The following is a 14,785-nucleotide window of genomic DNA, read 5'->3' on the forward strand; positions in this document are numbered from 1 at the left end:
TAAAACAAGATATTTCTTAGTTCGTAGAAATATCTCACCTCCATCTAACCTTTCTCCTAGAGGGAGAAAGGCGTGAATGAACGTTAATGAATTAGTGTGCTTCGTCCCAGTTATTGCCTTGACCCACTTCCACAATCAGTGGAACGGAAATTTTCAACACAGATTGCATCACTTCAGTCAGTTGGGCAGACAGTTCATCGGCAATTGCAGCATCAACTTCAAACACCAATTCATCGTGTACTTGCAGTAACATTTTGGCTTGATCTTTCGGTAAGATTGTATCGACGGCGATCATGGCCAATTTAATAATATCCGCTGCAGAACCTTGTAGTGGTGCATTGATCGCTGCACGTTCAGCGCCTTGTTTCACCATTTTGTTGCTCGCCATAATGTCCGGTGTATACAGACGACGACCTAAAATGGTTTCCACAAAACCTTGTTCACGTGCGACTTGGCGAGTACGTTCCATATATTCCAAAACACCAGGGTAGCGTTGGAAGTATTTACCAATATAGTTACGCGACTCTTCTCGAGTGAAACCCAACTGACGGGTCAAACCAAATTCAGACATACCATAGAGCAGGCCGAAGTTCACCGCTTTGGCTTGACGACGTTGGTTGCTGGTCACTTCATCGAGTGGAATGCCCAAAACTTCTGCCGCAGTACGTTTATGTACGTCTTGTCCATGATTAAAAGCATCGACCAATGCATGATCTTGCGAGAAATGCGCCATTAAACGTAATTCGATTTGCGAGTAATCGGCTGCCAGTAAAATGCGACCTTCAGGTGCAATAAAGGCTTTACGGATTTGACGTCCAATATCTTCACGGACAGGAATGTTCTGTAAGTTTGGATCGGTAGATGACAGACGACCTGTAGCCGTTAAAGCTTGGTGGTAACTGGTATGCACACGATGTGTGTCATTATTCACTTGTTTTAACAGACCATCGGTATAAGTGCTTTTCAGTTTAGAGAGACCACGATATTCCAAAATTAAGTCGGTAATCGGATGGTCGATTTTTTCTAGAACACTTTCACTGGTACTGTACTGACCTGTAGAGGTCTTCTTACCGCCTTTTAAACCTAATTTATCAAACAGAATCTCGCCGACTTGTTTAGGCGAGCTGACATTGAAGCTTTGACCCGCAAGATCGGTAATTTCTGTTTCTAAATTTTGAATGGTATTGGCAAATTCCACACCGAGTTGGTCGAGGAAGTCCATATCCAACTCAATGCCGTTTTCTTCCATAGAGGTCAGAACACGGGCAACTGGCATTTCAATATTGTGCAAAATATTGATCAGTTCCGGATGGGCTTGTAACTTCTTATCGAGTACTTCATACAGACGATAGGTCACATGGGCATCTTCTGCCGCATAATGGGCTGCAGTTTCGAGCTCAATTTGGTTAAAGGTCTTTTGTTTTGCGCCTTTGCCGGCCACTTGTTCGAACGTCGTTGTGAGATGACTTAAATACAAACGCGCGACGTCATCCATCCCATGACGTGTTGCCACAGAGTTAAGGACATAAGAGGCCAACATGGTATCGAAATACCAACCTGCCAAATGAATGCCATGATTTTCTAAGACATGTGCATCATACTTGAGATGATGACCAATTTTTTGTACGTCATTATCTTCAAGTAAAGGTTTGAGTTGATTCAGAATTGTGTCGCGATCAAGTTGTTGCGGCGCACCTTCATAATCATGCGCAAGCGGCACGTAATAGGCATCATGTGCATCTAAAGCCACCGAGAAACCTACAATCTGCGCCACGCGGTAGTCAAGGCTAGTGGTTTCGGTATCAAAGGCAAAACGCTTTTCAGTACTTAGACGCTTGAATAACACATCCCAATCTTCTTGGGTCAATACTGTGTGATAACGTGCTTCACCGAGTAAATCATCAACACTGGTTTTGTCCGCTTGATCTTCCACTTCGGGTGCATTGGCTACAGTCGCCGTGGTGTTGATGGCTTTGGCTGCTTGTTTGTAGGTTGCACCATTTGGGTTGTTCGGATGATCTAATGACTGCAGTTGGTTACGGAATTCTAGTTCAGTATATAAATCACGAAGAGCTGGAATATTTGGATCAGCAAGTTTCAAATCTTCGTATTTAAGGCCCATGTCGAGGTCGCAAACAATGCTCGCCAGTTGGTGGTCAAGAGTAATCCCTTCGACATTGTCCTTAATGTTTTGACCGACTTTACCTTTAATACTCTCAACATTTTCTAAAATGCCGCCAATCGAACCGTACTCGGTTAAAAGTTTTGCTGCTGTTTTTGCGCCAACACCGGGCACACCACGAATGCCGTCAGAGGCGTCGCCCATCAGCGTGAGGTAGTCAATGATTTGATTCGGCCACACCCCAAATTTTTCAAAAACGCCTTGAACGTCCATCGGTTTGTCTTTGAAGCTGTCTTCTAAAGTGACACGCTCAGTAACGAGCTGCGCCATGTCTTTGTCACCGGTGGAGATCAAAACTTGATGGCCGGCTGCTTCAGCGCGTTTGGCCAAAGTTCCGATAATGTCATCGGCTTCAGCGCCCGGCAACATATGCAGCGGAATTCCAAGAGCACGAATTAATGCATGAAGATATGGAATTTGTTGTGATAATTCTTCAGGCATACTTGGACGGTCACCCTTATAAATCGGGGATAATTCATGACGGAAGGTTGGTTCAGGTGTGTCGAAAATAACGGCCATATGCGTCGGTTGAATACGACGCATTAATTTTTGGATGGCAGAAATGGCACCTCGGATTGCATTGGTATGCAAACCGGTTGAAGTGGTTAATGGTGGCAGTGCATGGTAGGCACGAAATAAAAAGTATGAGCCATCGACCAAGACAAATGGTGGCATTGATAATTTCCTAATCCTAAAAACGGTTTTATTGTACGTGATTTTTTGCCCGTACGCTGAGTCTAGATTGTATATGTAACTTACCGAATCACTGATGAATAGTTTTAATCCATCCGTCGGGCTCATGTATCATCAAAACATTCAGGAAAATGACGAAGCAGGTATGCTGAAACAGAATAATGAAATCAAGATGATTTGGTTGATGTCGCTGATTATGGTGGGGATCGGGGCATGGTACTTAGACCTCCGTATCCTGAGTTATATCAGCGGCATTGGTTTTATGCTCAGTGTGATGAATTATGTCGATGATTTACAGCACGGCGCTGATGCACTGAGCTCATCAAAACAATCATTTCAAGTGGCATCAAAGGTTCCGTTATATATTGCATCGTTATTAACGGTCGTTGGAGTGTTAACAGAACTGGGATACTTGGTTGCGATTGGGATTAGCCTGTGGGTCTATTTTTTTCTGCGTTGGCTGAAACGATTAGAACGTCAACTGCATCTATTGCAAGGACAGGTGCTTCATTCGCAATCCAGCCAAACGGCTACTTCAATATCAGCGTCGACAATAGACCGTCCTGAAAATTTTGATTCTAACGATACACCATCTGTACATCCCGCGACGGCAGTTGGTAAAGCTAGACATCAGGCATCATTCAATTCAATGCCTTCTAATACACCATCCAAGTCTGCGCCAAATCTATCTAGTCAAATTCAGCAATGGCTTTTCCAAGGCAATCCCGTGTTAAAAGTGGCGGTATTGGTCTTGGTGATCGGCGTGGTGTTATTACTTAGATTTGCCACAGAGCATTGGCAACTAAGCTTGGCCATGAAATTGCTGATTGTGAGTTTGAGCAGTGCTGGTGTTGTCGGACTGGGTTTTTGGCTGCAAACCAAAAACCGCAGTTTTGCCTTGGCTCTAGAAGGTCTAGGTCTTGCAGCGCTGTTTTTGACTTTATTTTTTGCCTATTACAATGCCGTGATTCCGGGCTTTGGCATAGCTTGTCTACTGTATGCTGCACTTATGGCATTGACGATTTGGCTCAGTCTGAAACAACAGTCGGTAGAACTGGCAATTATGGCAATGCTGATCGCCTATCTTGCGCCATTTACCTTGCCTGTTCGTGATGCAACTGCAACGGAATTTATTGCCTATTATCTTGTAATTAATCTGGCTGTTGCAGTCATGAGTACTTTAAGACCGTGGAAATATCTGAATCAAATCGCATTTTTGATGACGGTGATTATGGGTGGTGGATATGCTTTTTACCACGGATACACCACCGAACGTCAGATGATGAGCGTGTTGGTTTTAGCTCACGCTGCGATTTTTATTTGGCTCGGTTTTCGTTTTAGTCAGTTATTGGCAAAACAGGATCTTGCGCATTTTCAGCTCAAACCAGCCTTGGATATTGCACTGATATTTGCTTCGCCAGTGCTTGCTTATCTGGCATTGTATTTGATGTATTTTGAGGAAACCGTATGGCAGGCGGGGTATAGCTTGCTATTCGCGGCGCTTTTTGCCGCACTGTATAGCATCAGTAAACGTAGTGCTGTGATCCCACTGATTGCACAAAGTTATTTGAGTTTGACCTTAATATTCTTGGCATTGATTCCACCGATAGTATTGAAAGAGCAGTGGAGTGTGGTTGGTTGGGCAGTTGAAGGTGCGTTGATATTTATATATGCCCTATACAAGCAGTCCAATATCAGCCGTTATTTAGGCATGGCGCTCTTGGTGATGGCGGGTTGTTCAAGTCTGTATTATTTGGTTCAACTGCCACATTTCCCTGCACAGATGTATTGGGGCGTGTGTTTGAGCTATTTGGCGGCCATTATCGTGACGCATGCTGTTCCTGCATTTCATAAACAGCTTTCAAGTTCGAGTATTGCCTTTCAATGTGTGCAAATGCTCTCAGCAACCACCATGTTCATCATGTTGCTCTTAGATCGGCTGCAGAGTAGTCATCAATTGGCCTTGAGTCTATTGATCGTCAGTGTGGCCTATCTGGTGGTGAATGAAGGCTTGTTAAAGCGAAACGCTTCGTGGAGTTGGTCCATCATTAAGTGGACGGGTCTAGTGCCTGTTTATGTGATGGGGCTGTACCAAGTTATTTCAGTGAGTGAGAACGGTCAATTAATTTGGCATTCAACGATGGAGCAGATTTATTTTGCATTCGCTGGGCTGGGCTTGACGCTGCTTTGGCTAAGACCATTATTCGGTGTGCGTGAAGAAAAAGAATGGGTCAGTCTCGGAATTTTGAGTAGCTTGGCGTGGACCAGTCTGACGCTGATACCCAGTATGCCGTATATCAGTGTGGTGATTTTACCGCTACTCTTTTGTGCATGGTGTTATTGGCAAGCGCAGCAACCGGTCTGGAAAATGTTTTGGCAAGCGCGTAGCAGTTTGTTTTTGGCTTTGAGTTGGATCATTAGTTCGCAATTATTTAGTCAGCAGGCCTTTGTGGGATATATCTTGCCCATATTAAATCCTTTTGATGCTGTGAGTTTGCTGTTGTTAGCGGCTTTTTTATGGATGTTGAATCAACAGTTAAAAGCTGGTTTAGATCGTAGCTTGGCTGCCGTGTTGAGTGTCCTTGGGCTACTTTGGTTAAGTAGCTATGTCGTGCTTCGTGCCTTACATAGGTATCTGGATACGCCTTATAACAGTTTAGACATTTGGAGCGATGAGACCATTCAGCTGAGTTTTACTGTGCTGTGGGTGTTATTGGCTTTGGTGAGTATGCGCTTTGCCACTCAGCGCCAATTACGTTCAGTTTGGCTGCTCGGCGGCAGTATTTTGGTCTTGGTGACGTTGAAATTGGTCTTGCTGGATTTATCTCATGTCGGCACACTCATGCGAGTGATTTCGTTTATGGCGGCAGGTTTTGCCATGCTTTTGATTGCTTATATTGCCCCCATGCCGAATGACAAGATTGAGCCATGATGAAGTTCTTAAAGGTACGAAATCACTAAGCTGTACAGGTCGATGGCTATAATAGTAGATGATAAAAAAACCCTGCACATTTGAAGATATGCAGGGCTTTTCATATCAAGTCTATAAACCATTATTTGAGTTGAGGTTCTCGTTGGATCTCTTGTGCATTGGCATATTGATCGACGTCGGCATTGCTTGCTTGCGTAGAAAGCGGGTGGTCAACAAAACCCATTTTCGGTACAGGAATTTCAATTTTATTTTCTACAAAGGCATTGCGAATCCGTTCCTGCATTTCATCACGGACTTTTAGGAAATTCTCTCTTTGACACCAAATAGCAAAAAGCAGCTCAATGGAAGATTCACGAAAGGCAGTGACGGTCACGGCAGGTTTAGGATCGGCCAAGACCAATGGATATTTACTGACGGCATCTAATAAAACTTCACGGACTTTGATGATGTCTTCATGAAAGTTAATTGCAAGGGTAATTGGAATGCGCCGTATTGGAAACTTAGACAGGTTATGTACAGGTGCCCGAATCAGTTGTTCATTCGGCAAACGGACATAGACATTGTCCTGCGTGAGTAATTTGACCGACAGTAAATCAATCGAGATTACTTCACCTTCAATGGTATGCCCGCGAATCAGTGTCAATTGAATGGTATCACCAACCTCAAAAGACCCTTCACCGATCAAGAACATCCCGCTGATCAGGTTGGATGCGGACGTTTGCGAGGCAAAACCCAGTGCGACCGTTAAAATACCTGCTGCACCCAAGAAGACGCTGAGTTTAAAGCCGGCTTCTTTTAAACTGGCCATCACAAAGATTAAAAAGATGAAATAGAAAATCCCGCGACGCCAAACCAACTGCTGATGAGCATTGAAACGCATACCCACAGTGCGGATAAAGGTGTTTGAGATAAAACGTGCAATCAGAAAGCCGATGACTGCCAATAAAACAGCCACCAATAATTCTGTCAGCCGATCAGTATTGAGATTGGCGACCATTCCTTTTAGGCTGCTGGTAATTTCTGTCGAAATATTTAAATCTGCCATGGCTCACCGTTAGAAAAATGAATCAAACATATTGAACAGCACATTGGCTGACTCGCGTGGCGGATGCAGATAAATTACGTCACCTGCTTGTGGCGGTGTACGGTTTTCAATTTTGACCCGCGGCGGTTTGTCATGACCTTCATGCACGACTCGAATTTGTGAAGTCCATAAACGTCCTGTACTTTCACTATAAAATAATGGCAAAGCCGGTACAGGGACATTCATACGGTCAAAGCGAATCTGTTGATTACTCACGTTATGAAACTCAATAGGGGTTACTGCACGAAAAGCACGCGGTTTGAGTTGTTTAAGTTCTGTACGACCATCAACTGCTGTGGCATAGCAAATTTCGCCCATTCGATGGTTCGGACCAAACCAGGTATCTTTTGGTAGAATCGCAGGTATATCAAACAAAGGTTCTCTAAGACCTTCGACAAAACCAGCAATCCAAAGCGGTGTGCTGATATATAGCGTTCCGCGCTGTCCAGCTGGAATATAAATCGGATCGACTGGTTTAATCACCACAGACCGATCGGCCAAACGTGGCATGATTTGAATTTTGTCATGTGTTTGGCGGAACATATAGCGTTCCATTTTAATGGGCTGTGGAAAACCAAATTCAGGGTCTTGTATCGGATGCCATTGCTGCTCATAGTCAAACTGAAAGGTCGGGCGATGGTATTCCATACGCCACTCTTGCATGCCGCGCGTTACACGGAACAATAAAGACCCAAACTGCCAACTGCGCGGGTGATTCAGTTCAAATTGATATTCCCCCCACCATTTACGTTTTGGGGATTCCTTTTCAGTCAAATCATTTTCTAATGGCAATGCGTATATCCCTTGTCCTGATAAATCCTAAAAACAGACTTCACGCTGTCAGATGCTTAGAGTACACTCAAAACAACTTTTTTCATCATTATAATGCGTGATGCAAGTACTTAAACAATTACAAATACCATATAGTTTTGCCAAACGTCATGGCGTATTGCTTCGATATGAGGGTGATCAAGCTTTTATTGTGCGTCGTGACAGCACGCCACTACTGGCTTTACAAGAAGCACGTCGCTTTTTAGGGCATCCTGCACAATATCAATTATGTAGTGAGCAAGAGTTTAATCAATTACTCAGTGCAAGCTTTGCCGGAGACACCGGTGAGTCTCAACAAGTGGCAGCGGGTCTGGAAGATCATCCTGATTTACTCAGCCTTGCAGACTCTGTGCCAGAAGCTGAAGATCTGATGGATCAGGAGGATGATGCACCGATTGTACGCTTAATCAATGCCTTATTGTCTGAAGCGATCCGTGTCGGTGCTTCAGATATTCATATCGAATCTTTTGAAAAAAAGCTGTCTGTCCGCTTACGTGTCGATGGTCAGTTACGTGAAATTGTCCAGCCACGTCGTGAGCTTGCGCCACTGTTGGTGTCACGGATCAAAGTCATGGCCAAACTCGATATTGCAGAAAAGCGAATTCCACAAGATGGTCGTATTTCACTGCGTTTGGCGGGCCGTGAAGTCGATGTTCGTGTATCAACCTTACCGTCTTCCTATGGTGAGCGTGTAGTGATGCGTTTACTCGATAAGCAAGCTGGGCGTTTAAATATGACCCATTTGGGCTTGATGCAACATGACTATGATCGACTGAAACAACTGGTGCATCGTCCGCATGGCATTATTTTGGTTACGGGACCAACGGGTTCGGGTAAAACCACAACCTTATATGCGGCATTGTCTGATTTAAATGATGGCTCAAAAAATATTTTGACCGCTGAAGATCCAATTGAGTATCAACTTGAAGGGATCGGGCAGACGCAGGTCAATACCAAAGTGGATATGACCTTTGCTCGTGCATTAAAAGCCATGCTTCGACAAGACCCAGATGTGGTGATGGTCGGGGAGATTCGTGATTTAGAAACTGCTGAAATTGCAGTACAAGCGTCATTAACAGGCCATTTGGTACTTTCAACGCTGCATACCAATACAGCAATCGGTGCAGTGACCCGTCTTAAAGACATGGGGATTGAACCCTTTCTACTTTCTAGCTCATTGATCGGTGTGGTGGCACAGCGTTTGGTTCGAACCTTGTGCCGTCACTGTGCGACTTGGCATGATGCCGATGATTTTGAAAAAGACTTATTTAGGCATCTCGATGCCTCGACCGAATTAAAATTGCCACAACCTAAAGGCTGTGAACAATGCTCGCATACTGGATTTACAGGGCGTACCGCAATTTATGAAATCGTCCCGATTGATGAGCAAACACGTCGCCTCATCCATGGTAATGCTGCTGAGTTTGAGTTAGAAAATCATGTCCGTGCAAATGCGGGTTCAATACGTGATGATGGATTGCGTAAAGTTTTGGCAGGTAAAACCACCATTGAAGAAGTGCTCAGAGTGACGAATGAAGCGGCTGAATAGTCGGTGTGAAATATAAATAAAGCCCCGAAGCCTGTGTAATGATTCGGGGCTTTGCTTTAATTAATCTTTTCAAAATGAATTACAGCATCATATGCTTTGTCTGTCAGAGTGAGGTGAGTTGCATCACTGAGTTTCATTTCAATGCTATTACTCTCTTTATATTTCAGAACATCATTATTCACTTCGGCCATACCGGATGAAGCACTAGAAGTGCGCTCAGTATTATTTTTATCGAGCCAAAATTCGTCTTTAATTTGATAGTCATCGCCTTGTTTGCTAATTGAAAGTTTGCGTAGGCTCTCCGTGTCAGGTGTTTGTTTCCATTCCCCTGAAAAATCAGGTGCAGGTGTTTGGCTACATGCGGCTAAGGCCAAGCTTAGAAAAAGCATCGAAAAGTATATTTTCATTGTAAAGTCCTGAAAATGATTTTAATTTTTTTATGGATGTATAGTTAATTATAGTTTGAATATTAAACATTTTTTTTAATTTTATTCATTAATCTTTCTATCGAATGTCTCAAGATTTTTTATTTCTAATTTGAACTAAAAACAGCCCAAAAATATGGGCTGTACGGTTTTTTACTTACCACAAACTGACAATTTTCTTCATCAATTCAGCACGAATGGGCGCGGTTGGGTTACCTGCATTGCGCTGCGTTTCATTTTCATAAAACTTTTGCCAAGTTTGAACCATCTCTAAAGTGACATCTTGAGTTTTAAGCTTTTCAACGTCGGCTTTGCTGATATTGGCTAAGCGTGCTGCAGCACCTTCTGAGCCTGTACCCCAACCAATGATGCCTTGACCATAGGCAGGTAAAGACATGTTGTTCGGTGTTGGTGGTAGCGCAAGACGTTGAATATCTGGATTGACCAAGGATTTAATCTGAGGACGGACTTTTTCAGATAGGGTTAATTCGGCAAAACTTAGTGTGGATGCGCTGATTAGCAATGTACTGATAAGGAGAGGTTTAAGCATCATAGATCAATAAATGAATGTAAATAAGAATCGTTATATATTTTAGCAAGGTTTTGGCAACTGAATATGAATATTTAAATGTATTGGAAATGGATAAGATTTTATTTTGAGCTCAGCTGTAGATGTGTAGAAGTAAAAAAAGCTCAAAGCACTATTTTATAAGAATTAAAACAGTGCTTTGTATAGATAGGTACAAATGGATTTAAGTCAAAACATTTAAAGTAACATTAATATTGTTTCGGGTCGCATTTGAATAGGGGCACACAATATGTGCAGCATCGACCAATTTCTGTGCCTCGCTTGCATCCATACCCTCAAGATGAATATTAAGCGTCACTTCGATACCAAATCCTGTTGGAATAGGGCCGATACCAACATCACCCTCGACGTAGGCAGCAGGGGTAATCGAAATTTTATCTCGGTTAGACACAAATTTCATTGCACCTAAAAAACAGGCTGAATAACCAGCGGCGAAGAGTTGTTCAGGATTCGTACCATTACCTGTACCCCCCATAATTTTAGGCACAGCCAATTGAACATCTAAATGACCATCGGATGTCGTTGCACGACCATCACGACCACCAGTGGCTTTTGCATGGGCTGTATAAACTGCTTTTTCTAAAGTCATTTTTCTAATCCCTCAGATGATGGTTCAAAATCATATCGTGGGGGATTTTGTTTAAATAATATTCAGTTTTTTTGTAATTTTATACAGAGTGAAAATCAATATTGAACCAAAACACGGTGCTGCATCAGTGGCATTGATGCGCGAATCTGTTGCTGCTCGTCTAAGTCAAAAGGAACTGTGAGTAGTTGAGCGCCTTCTTCTGCGGTGATTGCTAAAATTTGACCACGGCTGTTGCTTGCTCCAGCATGACCCCAAGTTTGACGCTTTTCACCATGCCAGCCTTGTTGTGCGGCACCTAATACAGCACATTGACTATCCATAGCACGGGCTTGCAGTAAGAGCTGCCAGTGCACTTCACCCGTGGTATAAGTAAAAGCTGCAGGCGCCGTTAAAATGTTTGCACCTTGGCTACGAAGTTTCAAAGCCAGTTCAGGAAAGCGCAAGTCGTAGCACACCATCAGGCCAATATTGCCAAAAGGTGTTGTTGCAACTGCGGTTTCAGTACCAGGTTCAAAGAATTTTGATTCTTGATAGCCACCGACAGCGTCACCAACTTGCACATCAAATAAATGAATTTTGTCATAACGTGCTTCGGTACGTTCAGGGCTGATACACAGGCTAACAGTACGGACACGGCCATCTTGAATGATTGAACCATCTGGACGATAAGGGCATGGGAGTGTGCCCGCAACAATCCAAAGTTGATAACGATGTGCGAGTTTTTCTAGTCGCTGCTGAATACTTTCAAATTGCGCCGCGGTTTCGCGTTGTTTACCTGCGGCAAAGCAGACAAAATTTTCAGGAAATACAATGAGACTCGCACCTTGAGCCTGACTTTGTTGCATCAATGACTCGATCACTTTGAAGTTATCTTCAATGTCATTTTGAGAATTCATTTGAGCAATGGAAAGTAAAGTCATGCGAAGAGGGTCTCTGCTGTGATTAACCTAAATTAGACATTTTGCTGCTTGGGTTGCTCTAGATTGTCCTGCTCTTTTTGCAGTTGTTTGACCAAAGGCTCAAACATATTTTGGTTGCTATCATTTAGTTTCATCAGCGTTTTGTGTGCATCTAAAACCGTATTCAGCATATTGCTATGGGTAATGTGTTCTTCCATAAGTGCGCGAGTGCATACACTTGGATCACCACAATAATTCAAAATAACAAACACTTGACCTAAACCCATGCTATTGGCAAGCGTTGTGATATCAGAGTTTGTAGACAACATTACCGCTTGGATATGGTGAACTTGTTTGAGCTTCAAACCCAGTTTCGCCAAAATGCCAAGAACAGTACTATCGATAAATGTCGTTTGGGTTAAATCAACGATTGCACCGACGACATTTTGTTGCTGTTCAATTTTGTTTAATAACTTGTCTAGACTAATACAAGATTGGGCACGCACTTCGCCAATAAGCTTAAAAATATGCGTTCCGTTCAAGCTTGCATATTCAACATGACCTGTTGACATATAAATGCCATTTGCAGAGAAGGATAGTAAATTATCCCATAGGGGCACAGCTTACTCAAGTAGCCGAGTATGATCAGAAAGTCGTATTCGGTTTAAGTAATTGATTTCGTGATTAATTGATTCGACGTAAACTTAGGATGGCAATATCGTCAGCAACATGGTCTGGTGCTTGAAATGATTGATTTTGCAAGTGATAAACCAATTGACCTAGCTGTTCATTCAATCCACCGTCAAAAGGTTCAAGTGCGCCATCCGAGCAAATTACAAAGCGCGAATAACGATTTAAGGTAAATTCAAACTCTTCCACTTCTAGGTCTTCAGTTAAGCCGAGTGGGAAGCTGCTGGTATTTAAAATTCGCGCAGGAAGACCGGGTTCAAATAAAATGGCCGGCGGATAATGCCCTGCACTAGACCATTTCAAGACATGCGTATCGAGATTGAGTATCCCAGCAATCATGGTAATGTGCTTTTCAATATTTTCTTGAACCAGCATGCCATTGAGCTTTTTGATGAGTTCTCTCGGGGTTTTTGAACGACCGTGGAAAGCAGCCATCCATGAGGTCAGTAAACTACTCGTTACCCCATGACCAGATACATCTGCAAGATAAAACATGATTTCTTTATCGCTGATTTTCCAGTAATCGTACCAATCACCCGATAAATAAGCAGAAGGTTGGAAGAATGTTTCAACTTTATAATTGTGGAGTTCGATTGGATTTGGCAGTAAGCGTTTTTGCAAATCTGCAGCAGAAGGGAGGTCGCGGCTGTCTTGATTGCGTTTGTATTGCGCATCAATTTTAGTGAGTGCTGCTTGGAGGTTAGTTGGAATATGATCCCAAACCCATCCTGCTAAAGCGCCTTGTTGCCAAGCTTGAGCCAATGCAGCGCCCTCATGCTCAAAAGCGAGCACAATGGTGGGAAGTGTCCATTGGTGATTTAAAAAGTCAGCAACATCAGCAATTGCAATGATCGTTGGATCATACAAGTCTAGATCTTCAATGTTAATCATTTGTACGCTAGGAAGCGCATCAAGTACCTGATCTAAATATGGAATATCACGAGTAGGTTGAATGAAATACATAAAGAATTAGATGAATCCTTCGATAGACAATAAGTGTACTATAGCAAGCTAATGATGGCTGGAGGGAAAAACCACACCAGCCAATTGAAAAATTTTATTTATTCAGTTGTTACCGTGTCGGTATCATCTGAACTGCTATCATCAATGAAATCGGTAGAATCATCAGTTGAAACATCTGTTGAATTATCTTCAGATTCATCAATATCGTCATCTTCTTCATCAATAAATAAGTTTTCTTCAGCAATACCTTTTTTCTCGGCAATAGAATAGTTCAGGCGTTGCAAATAGATGTCACGAATTTGAGCGTATTTATCGCCTTGCAATACACCTTCGATATCCAGTAATTGAGCGCGAGTATCGATTCCACGTAAAGTTTGCTCAGACCAATACGCCACATCATGACCATCAAGCATATATTTCTGTGGACGTCCTTGACTATCTACAGCTAGACCGACGGTTTGGCGCAATGTGCTTGGACCAAGCACTGGTAGAACAATATAAGGACCAGAAGGAATACCGTAATATCCTAAAGTCGCGCCAAAGTTTTCATCTTCTGTTTCTAGACCTAGACGGCTTGCAGGGTCAGCAAAGCCTAAAGTTGTCAGTGTATTAACAGTAAAACGCCCCAGACTTTTTGCGGCACGTGTCGGTCGTCCTTGGATGAGTTGGTTAAATGCATTCCAAGGTTCGCCCAAATTTTTACGGAATAAACGATAAGATTCACGAATATCCTTTGGAGTTTTTGCTACATATTGCACAGCAGCAGGGCGGGCAATGTGGACATCTAAATAATCATTAAATGCGTAAACTTTCCGGTTGATCGGTTGGAAAGGGTCTTTATCTTCTTCTGATTGTGCTGCATTTGCATTTACAGATAATTTTTTTGCAACTTCAGATGACTTGACCATCGCCGCATGCGCAAGTTGTTGTGTTTTTGATTTATTGGCAGCTTCTGAGTCTTGAGCAACAGGTGCTGAAGACTCGTCATTTGCAAATACAGGTGTTGTTACGACAAGTGACAATAATCCTGCATATAAAAAAGAAGTTTGGCGCATATATAGTCCTGACGCTTTTAGCACGGCAAAATGTTTGCCGTATAATAAGTAAAAACGTTCAAATAATCCTGATTTATTACTATTAAACCAAATTTGATCAAAATATGAATGAAAAAATGTAATTTGAGTGAAAAATGTGCGCTCAAAATAATTATTTTAAAAAAGGTGTTGCAACGGATGTGAAATGCTGTAGAATGCACATCCATCGGCGGTGATGAAGATTAAAACTTCTGATAAAACAATGACTTGGTTGAATTGATTAAGTTGGGTTTTAGAAAAAAGTTTAAAAATAATTTGAATTACC

The 14,785-nt window shown here is 42.6% G+C and carries 12 protein-coding genes; 2 read left to right on the forward strand and 10 right to left on the reverse strand.

The window, feature by feature from the left end; translation table 11 throughout:
* Nucleotides 1-91: 91 nt before the first annotated feature.
* Nucleotides 92-2,857: a DNA polymerase I gene (gene polA, locus FTU79_RS11800; RefSeq protein ID WP_180050199.1), complete on the reverse strand. Its 2,766-nt coding sequence runs from the start codon at nt 2,855-2,857 to the stop codon at nt 92-94.
* A 163-nt stretch (nt 2,858-3,020) separates the two neighbouring features.
* Here polA and FTU79_RS11805 point away from each other — a divergent pair, with 163 nt between their 5' ends.
* Nucleotides 3,021-5,807 (forward strand): DUF2339 domain-containing protein, encoded by a 2,787-nt coding sequence (locus FTU79_RS11805; protein ID WP_180050227.1) that lies wholly within the window; start codon nt 3,021-3,023, stop codon nt 5,805-5,807.
* Between the two features lie 121 nt (nt 5,808-5,928).
* Here FTU79_RS11805 and FTU79_RS11810 read toward each other — a convergent pair whose 3' ends face one another.
* On the reverse strand, nt 5,929-6,852 hold the full coding sequence (locus FTU79_RS11810) for a mechanosensitive ion channel family protein (protein ID WP_180050202.1): 924 nt from the start codon (nt 6,850-6,852) through the stop codon (nt 5,929-5,931).
* A gap of 9 nt (nt 6,853-6,861) precedes the next feature.
* Nucleotides 6,862-7,683 carry a hypothetical protein gene (locus tag FTU79_RS11815; RefSeq protein ID WP_180050205.1) on the reverse strand — a complete coding sequence of 274 codons (822 nt, stop codon included), beginning with the start codon at nt 7,681-7,683 and terminating at the stop codon, nt 6,862-6,864.
* Between the two features lie 100 nt (nt 7,684-7,783).
* Between FTU79_RS11815 and gspE the strand changes: the two genes are divergently transcribed.
* Nucleotides 7,784-9,271, forward strand: a complete 1,488-nt coding sequence (gene gspE, locus FTU79_RS11820; protein WP_180050207.1) for a type II secretion system ATPase GspE — start codon at nt 7,784-7,786, stop codon at nt 9,269-9,271.
* Nucleotides 9,272-9,327: 56 nt separating this feature from the next.
* Here the strand turns inward: gspE and FTU79_RS11825 are convergent, their stop codons facing one another.
* The 7 genes from FTU79_RS11825 to FTU79_RS11855 form a co-directional block, all read right to left on the reverse strand.
* Nucleotides 9,328-9,678, reverse strand: coding sequence for a hypothetical protein (locus FTU79_RS11825; protein WP_180050210.1), 351 nt, complete (start codon nt 9,676-9,678; stop codon nt 9,328-9,330).
* Between the two features lie 175 nt (nt 9,679-9,853).
* Entirely contained in the window at nt 9,854-10,246 is a 393-nt protein-coding gene (locus FTU79_RS11830) for a DUF4951 domain-containing protein (protein ID WP_180050213.1), read from the reverse strand.
* 202 nt (nt 10,247-10,448) lie between these two features.
* The gene (locus tag FTU79_RS11835; RefSeq protein WP_111884709.1) at nt 10,449-10,874 is read right to left on the reverse strand and encodes an organic hydroperoxide resistance protein; all 426 of its coding nucleotides are present in this window, start codon (nt 10,872-10,874) and stop codon (nt 10,449-10,451) included.
* A 95-nt stretch (nt 10,875-10,969) separates the two neighbouring features.
* Nucleotides 10,970-11,794, reverse strand: a complete 825-nt coding sequence (locus tag FTU79_RS11840) for a carbon-nitrogen hydrolase family protein (protein WP_180050216.1) — start codon at nt 11,792-11,794, stop codon at nt 10,970-10,972.
* Nucleotides 11,795-11,826: 32 nt separating this feature from the next.
* A complete protein-coding gene (gene gigB / locus FTU79_RS11845) occupies nt 11,827-12,345 on the reverse strand; it encodes an anti-anti-sigma factor GigB (RefSeq protein WP_078189558.1) in 519 nt (172 codons plus the stop codon).
* 112 nt (nt 12,346-12,457) lie between these two features.
* Nucleotides 12,458-13,426 carry an RsbU family protein phosphatase GigA gene (gene gigA, locus FTU79_RS11850; RefSeq protein WP_180005046.1) on the reverse strand — a complete coding sequence of 323 codons (969 nt, stop codon included), beginning with the start codon at nt 13,424-13,426 and terminating at the stop codon, nt 12,458-12,460.
* Nucleotides 13,427-13,524: 98 nt separating this feature from the next.
* A complete protein-coding gene (locus FTU79_RS11855) occupies nt 13,525-14,481 on the reverse strand; it encodes a VacJ family lipoprotein (protein WP_180009657.1) in 957 nt (318 codons plus the stop codon).
* Nucleotides 14,482-14,785 lie beyond the last annotated feature (304 nt).

The organism is Acinetobacter sp. YH12144, assembly GCF_013418345.1.
GTDB classification, from domain to species: Bacteria; Pseudomonadota; Gammaproteobacteria; order Pseudomonadales; family Moraxellaceae; genus Acinetobacter; species Acinetobacter amyesii.

Coding starts and splice junctions, on each gene's coding strand:
- FTU79_RS11805 (WP_180050227.1), top strand. CDS start 3,021: ATGCTGAAACAGAATAATGAAATCAAGATGATTTGGTTGATGTCGCTG.
- FTU79_RS11810 (WP_180050202.1), bottom strand. CDS start 6,852: ATGGCAGATTTAAATATTTCGACAGAAATTACCAGCAGCCTAAAAGGA.
- FTU79_RS11855 (WP_180009657.1), bottom strand. CDS start 14,481: ATGCGCCAAACTTCTTTTTTATATGCAGGATTATTGTCACTTGTCGTA.
- gspE (WP_180050207.1), top strand. CDS start 7,784: ATGCAAGTACTTAAACAATTACAAATACCATATAGTTTTGCCAAACGT.
- FTU79_RS11840 (WP_180050216.1), bottom strand. CDS start 11,794: ATGACTTTACTTTCCATTGCTCAAATGAATTCTCAAAATGACATTGAA.
- gigA (WP_180005046.1), bottom strand. CDS start 13,426: ATGTATTTCATTCAACCTACTCGTGATATTCCATATTTAGATCAGGTA.
- polA (WP_180050199.1), bottom strand. CDS start 2,857: ATGCCACCATTTGTCTTGGTCGATGGCTCATACTTTTTATTTCGTGCC.
- FTU79_RS11835 (WP_111884709.1), bottom strand. CDS start 10,874: ATGACTTTAGAAAAAGCAGTTTATACAGCCCATGCAAAAGCCACTGGT.
- gigB (WP_078189558.1), bottom strand. CDS start 12,345: ATGTCAACAGGTCATGTTGAATATGCAAGCTTGAACGGAACGCATATT.
- FTU79_RS11830 (WP_180050213.1), bottom strand. CDS start 10,246: ATGCTTAAACCTCTCCTTATCAGTACATTGCTAATCAGCGCATCCACA.
- FTU79_RS11825 (WP_180050210.1), bottom strand. CDS start 9,678: ATGAAAATATACTTTTCGATGCTTTTTCTAAGCTTGGCCTTAGCCGCA.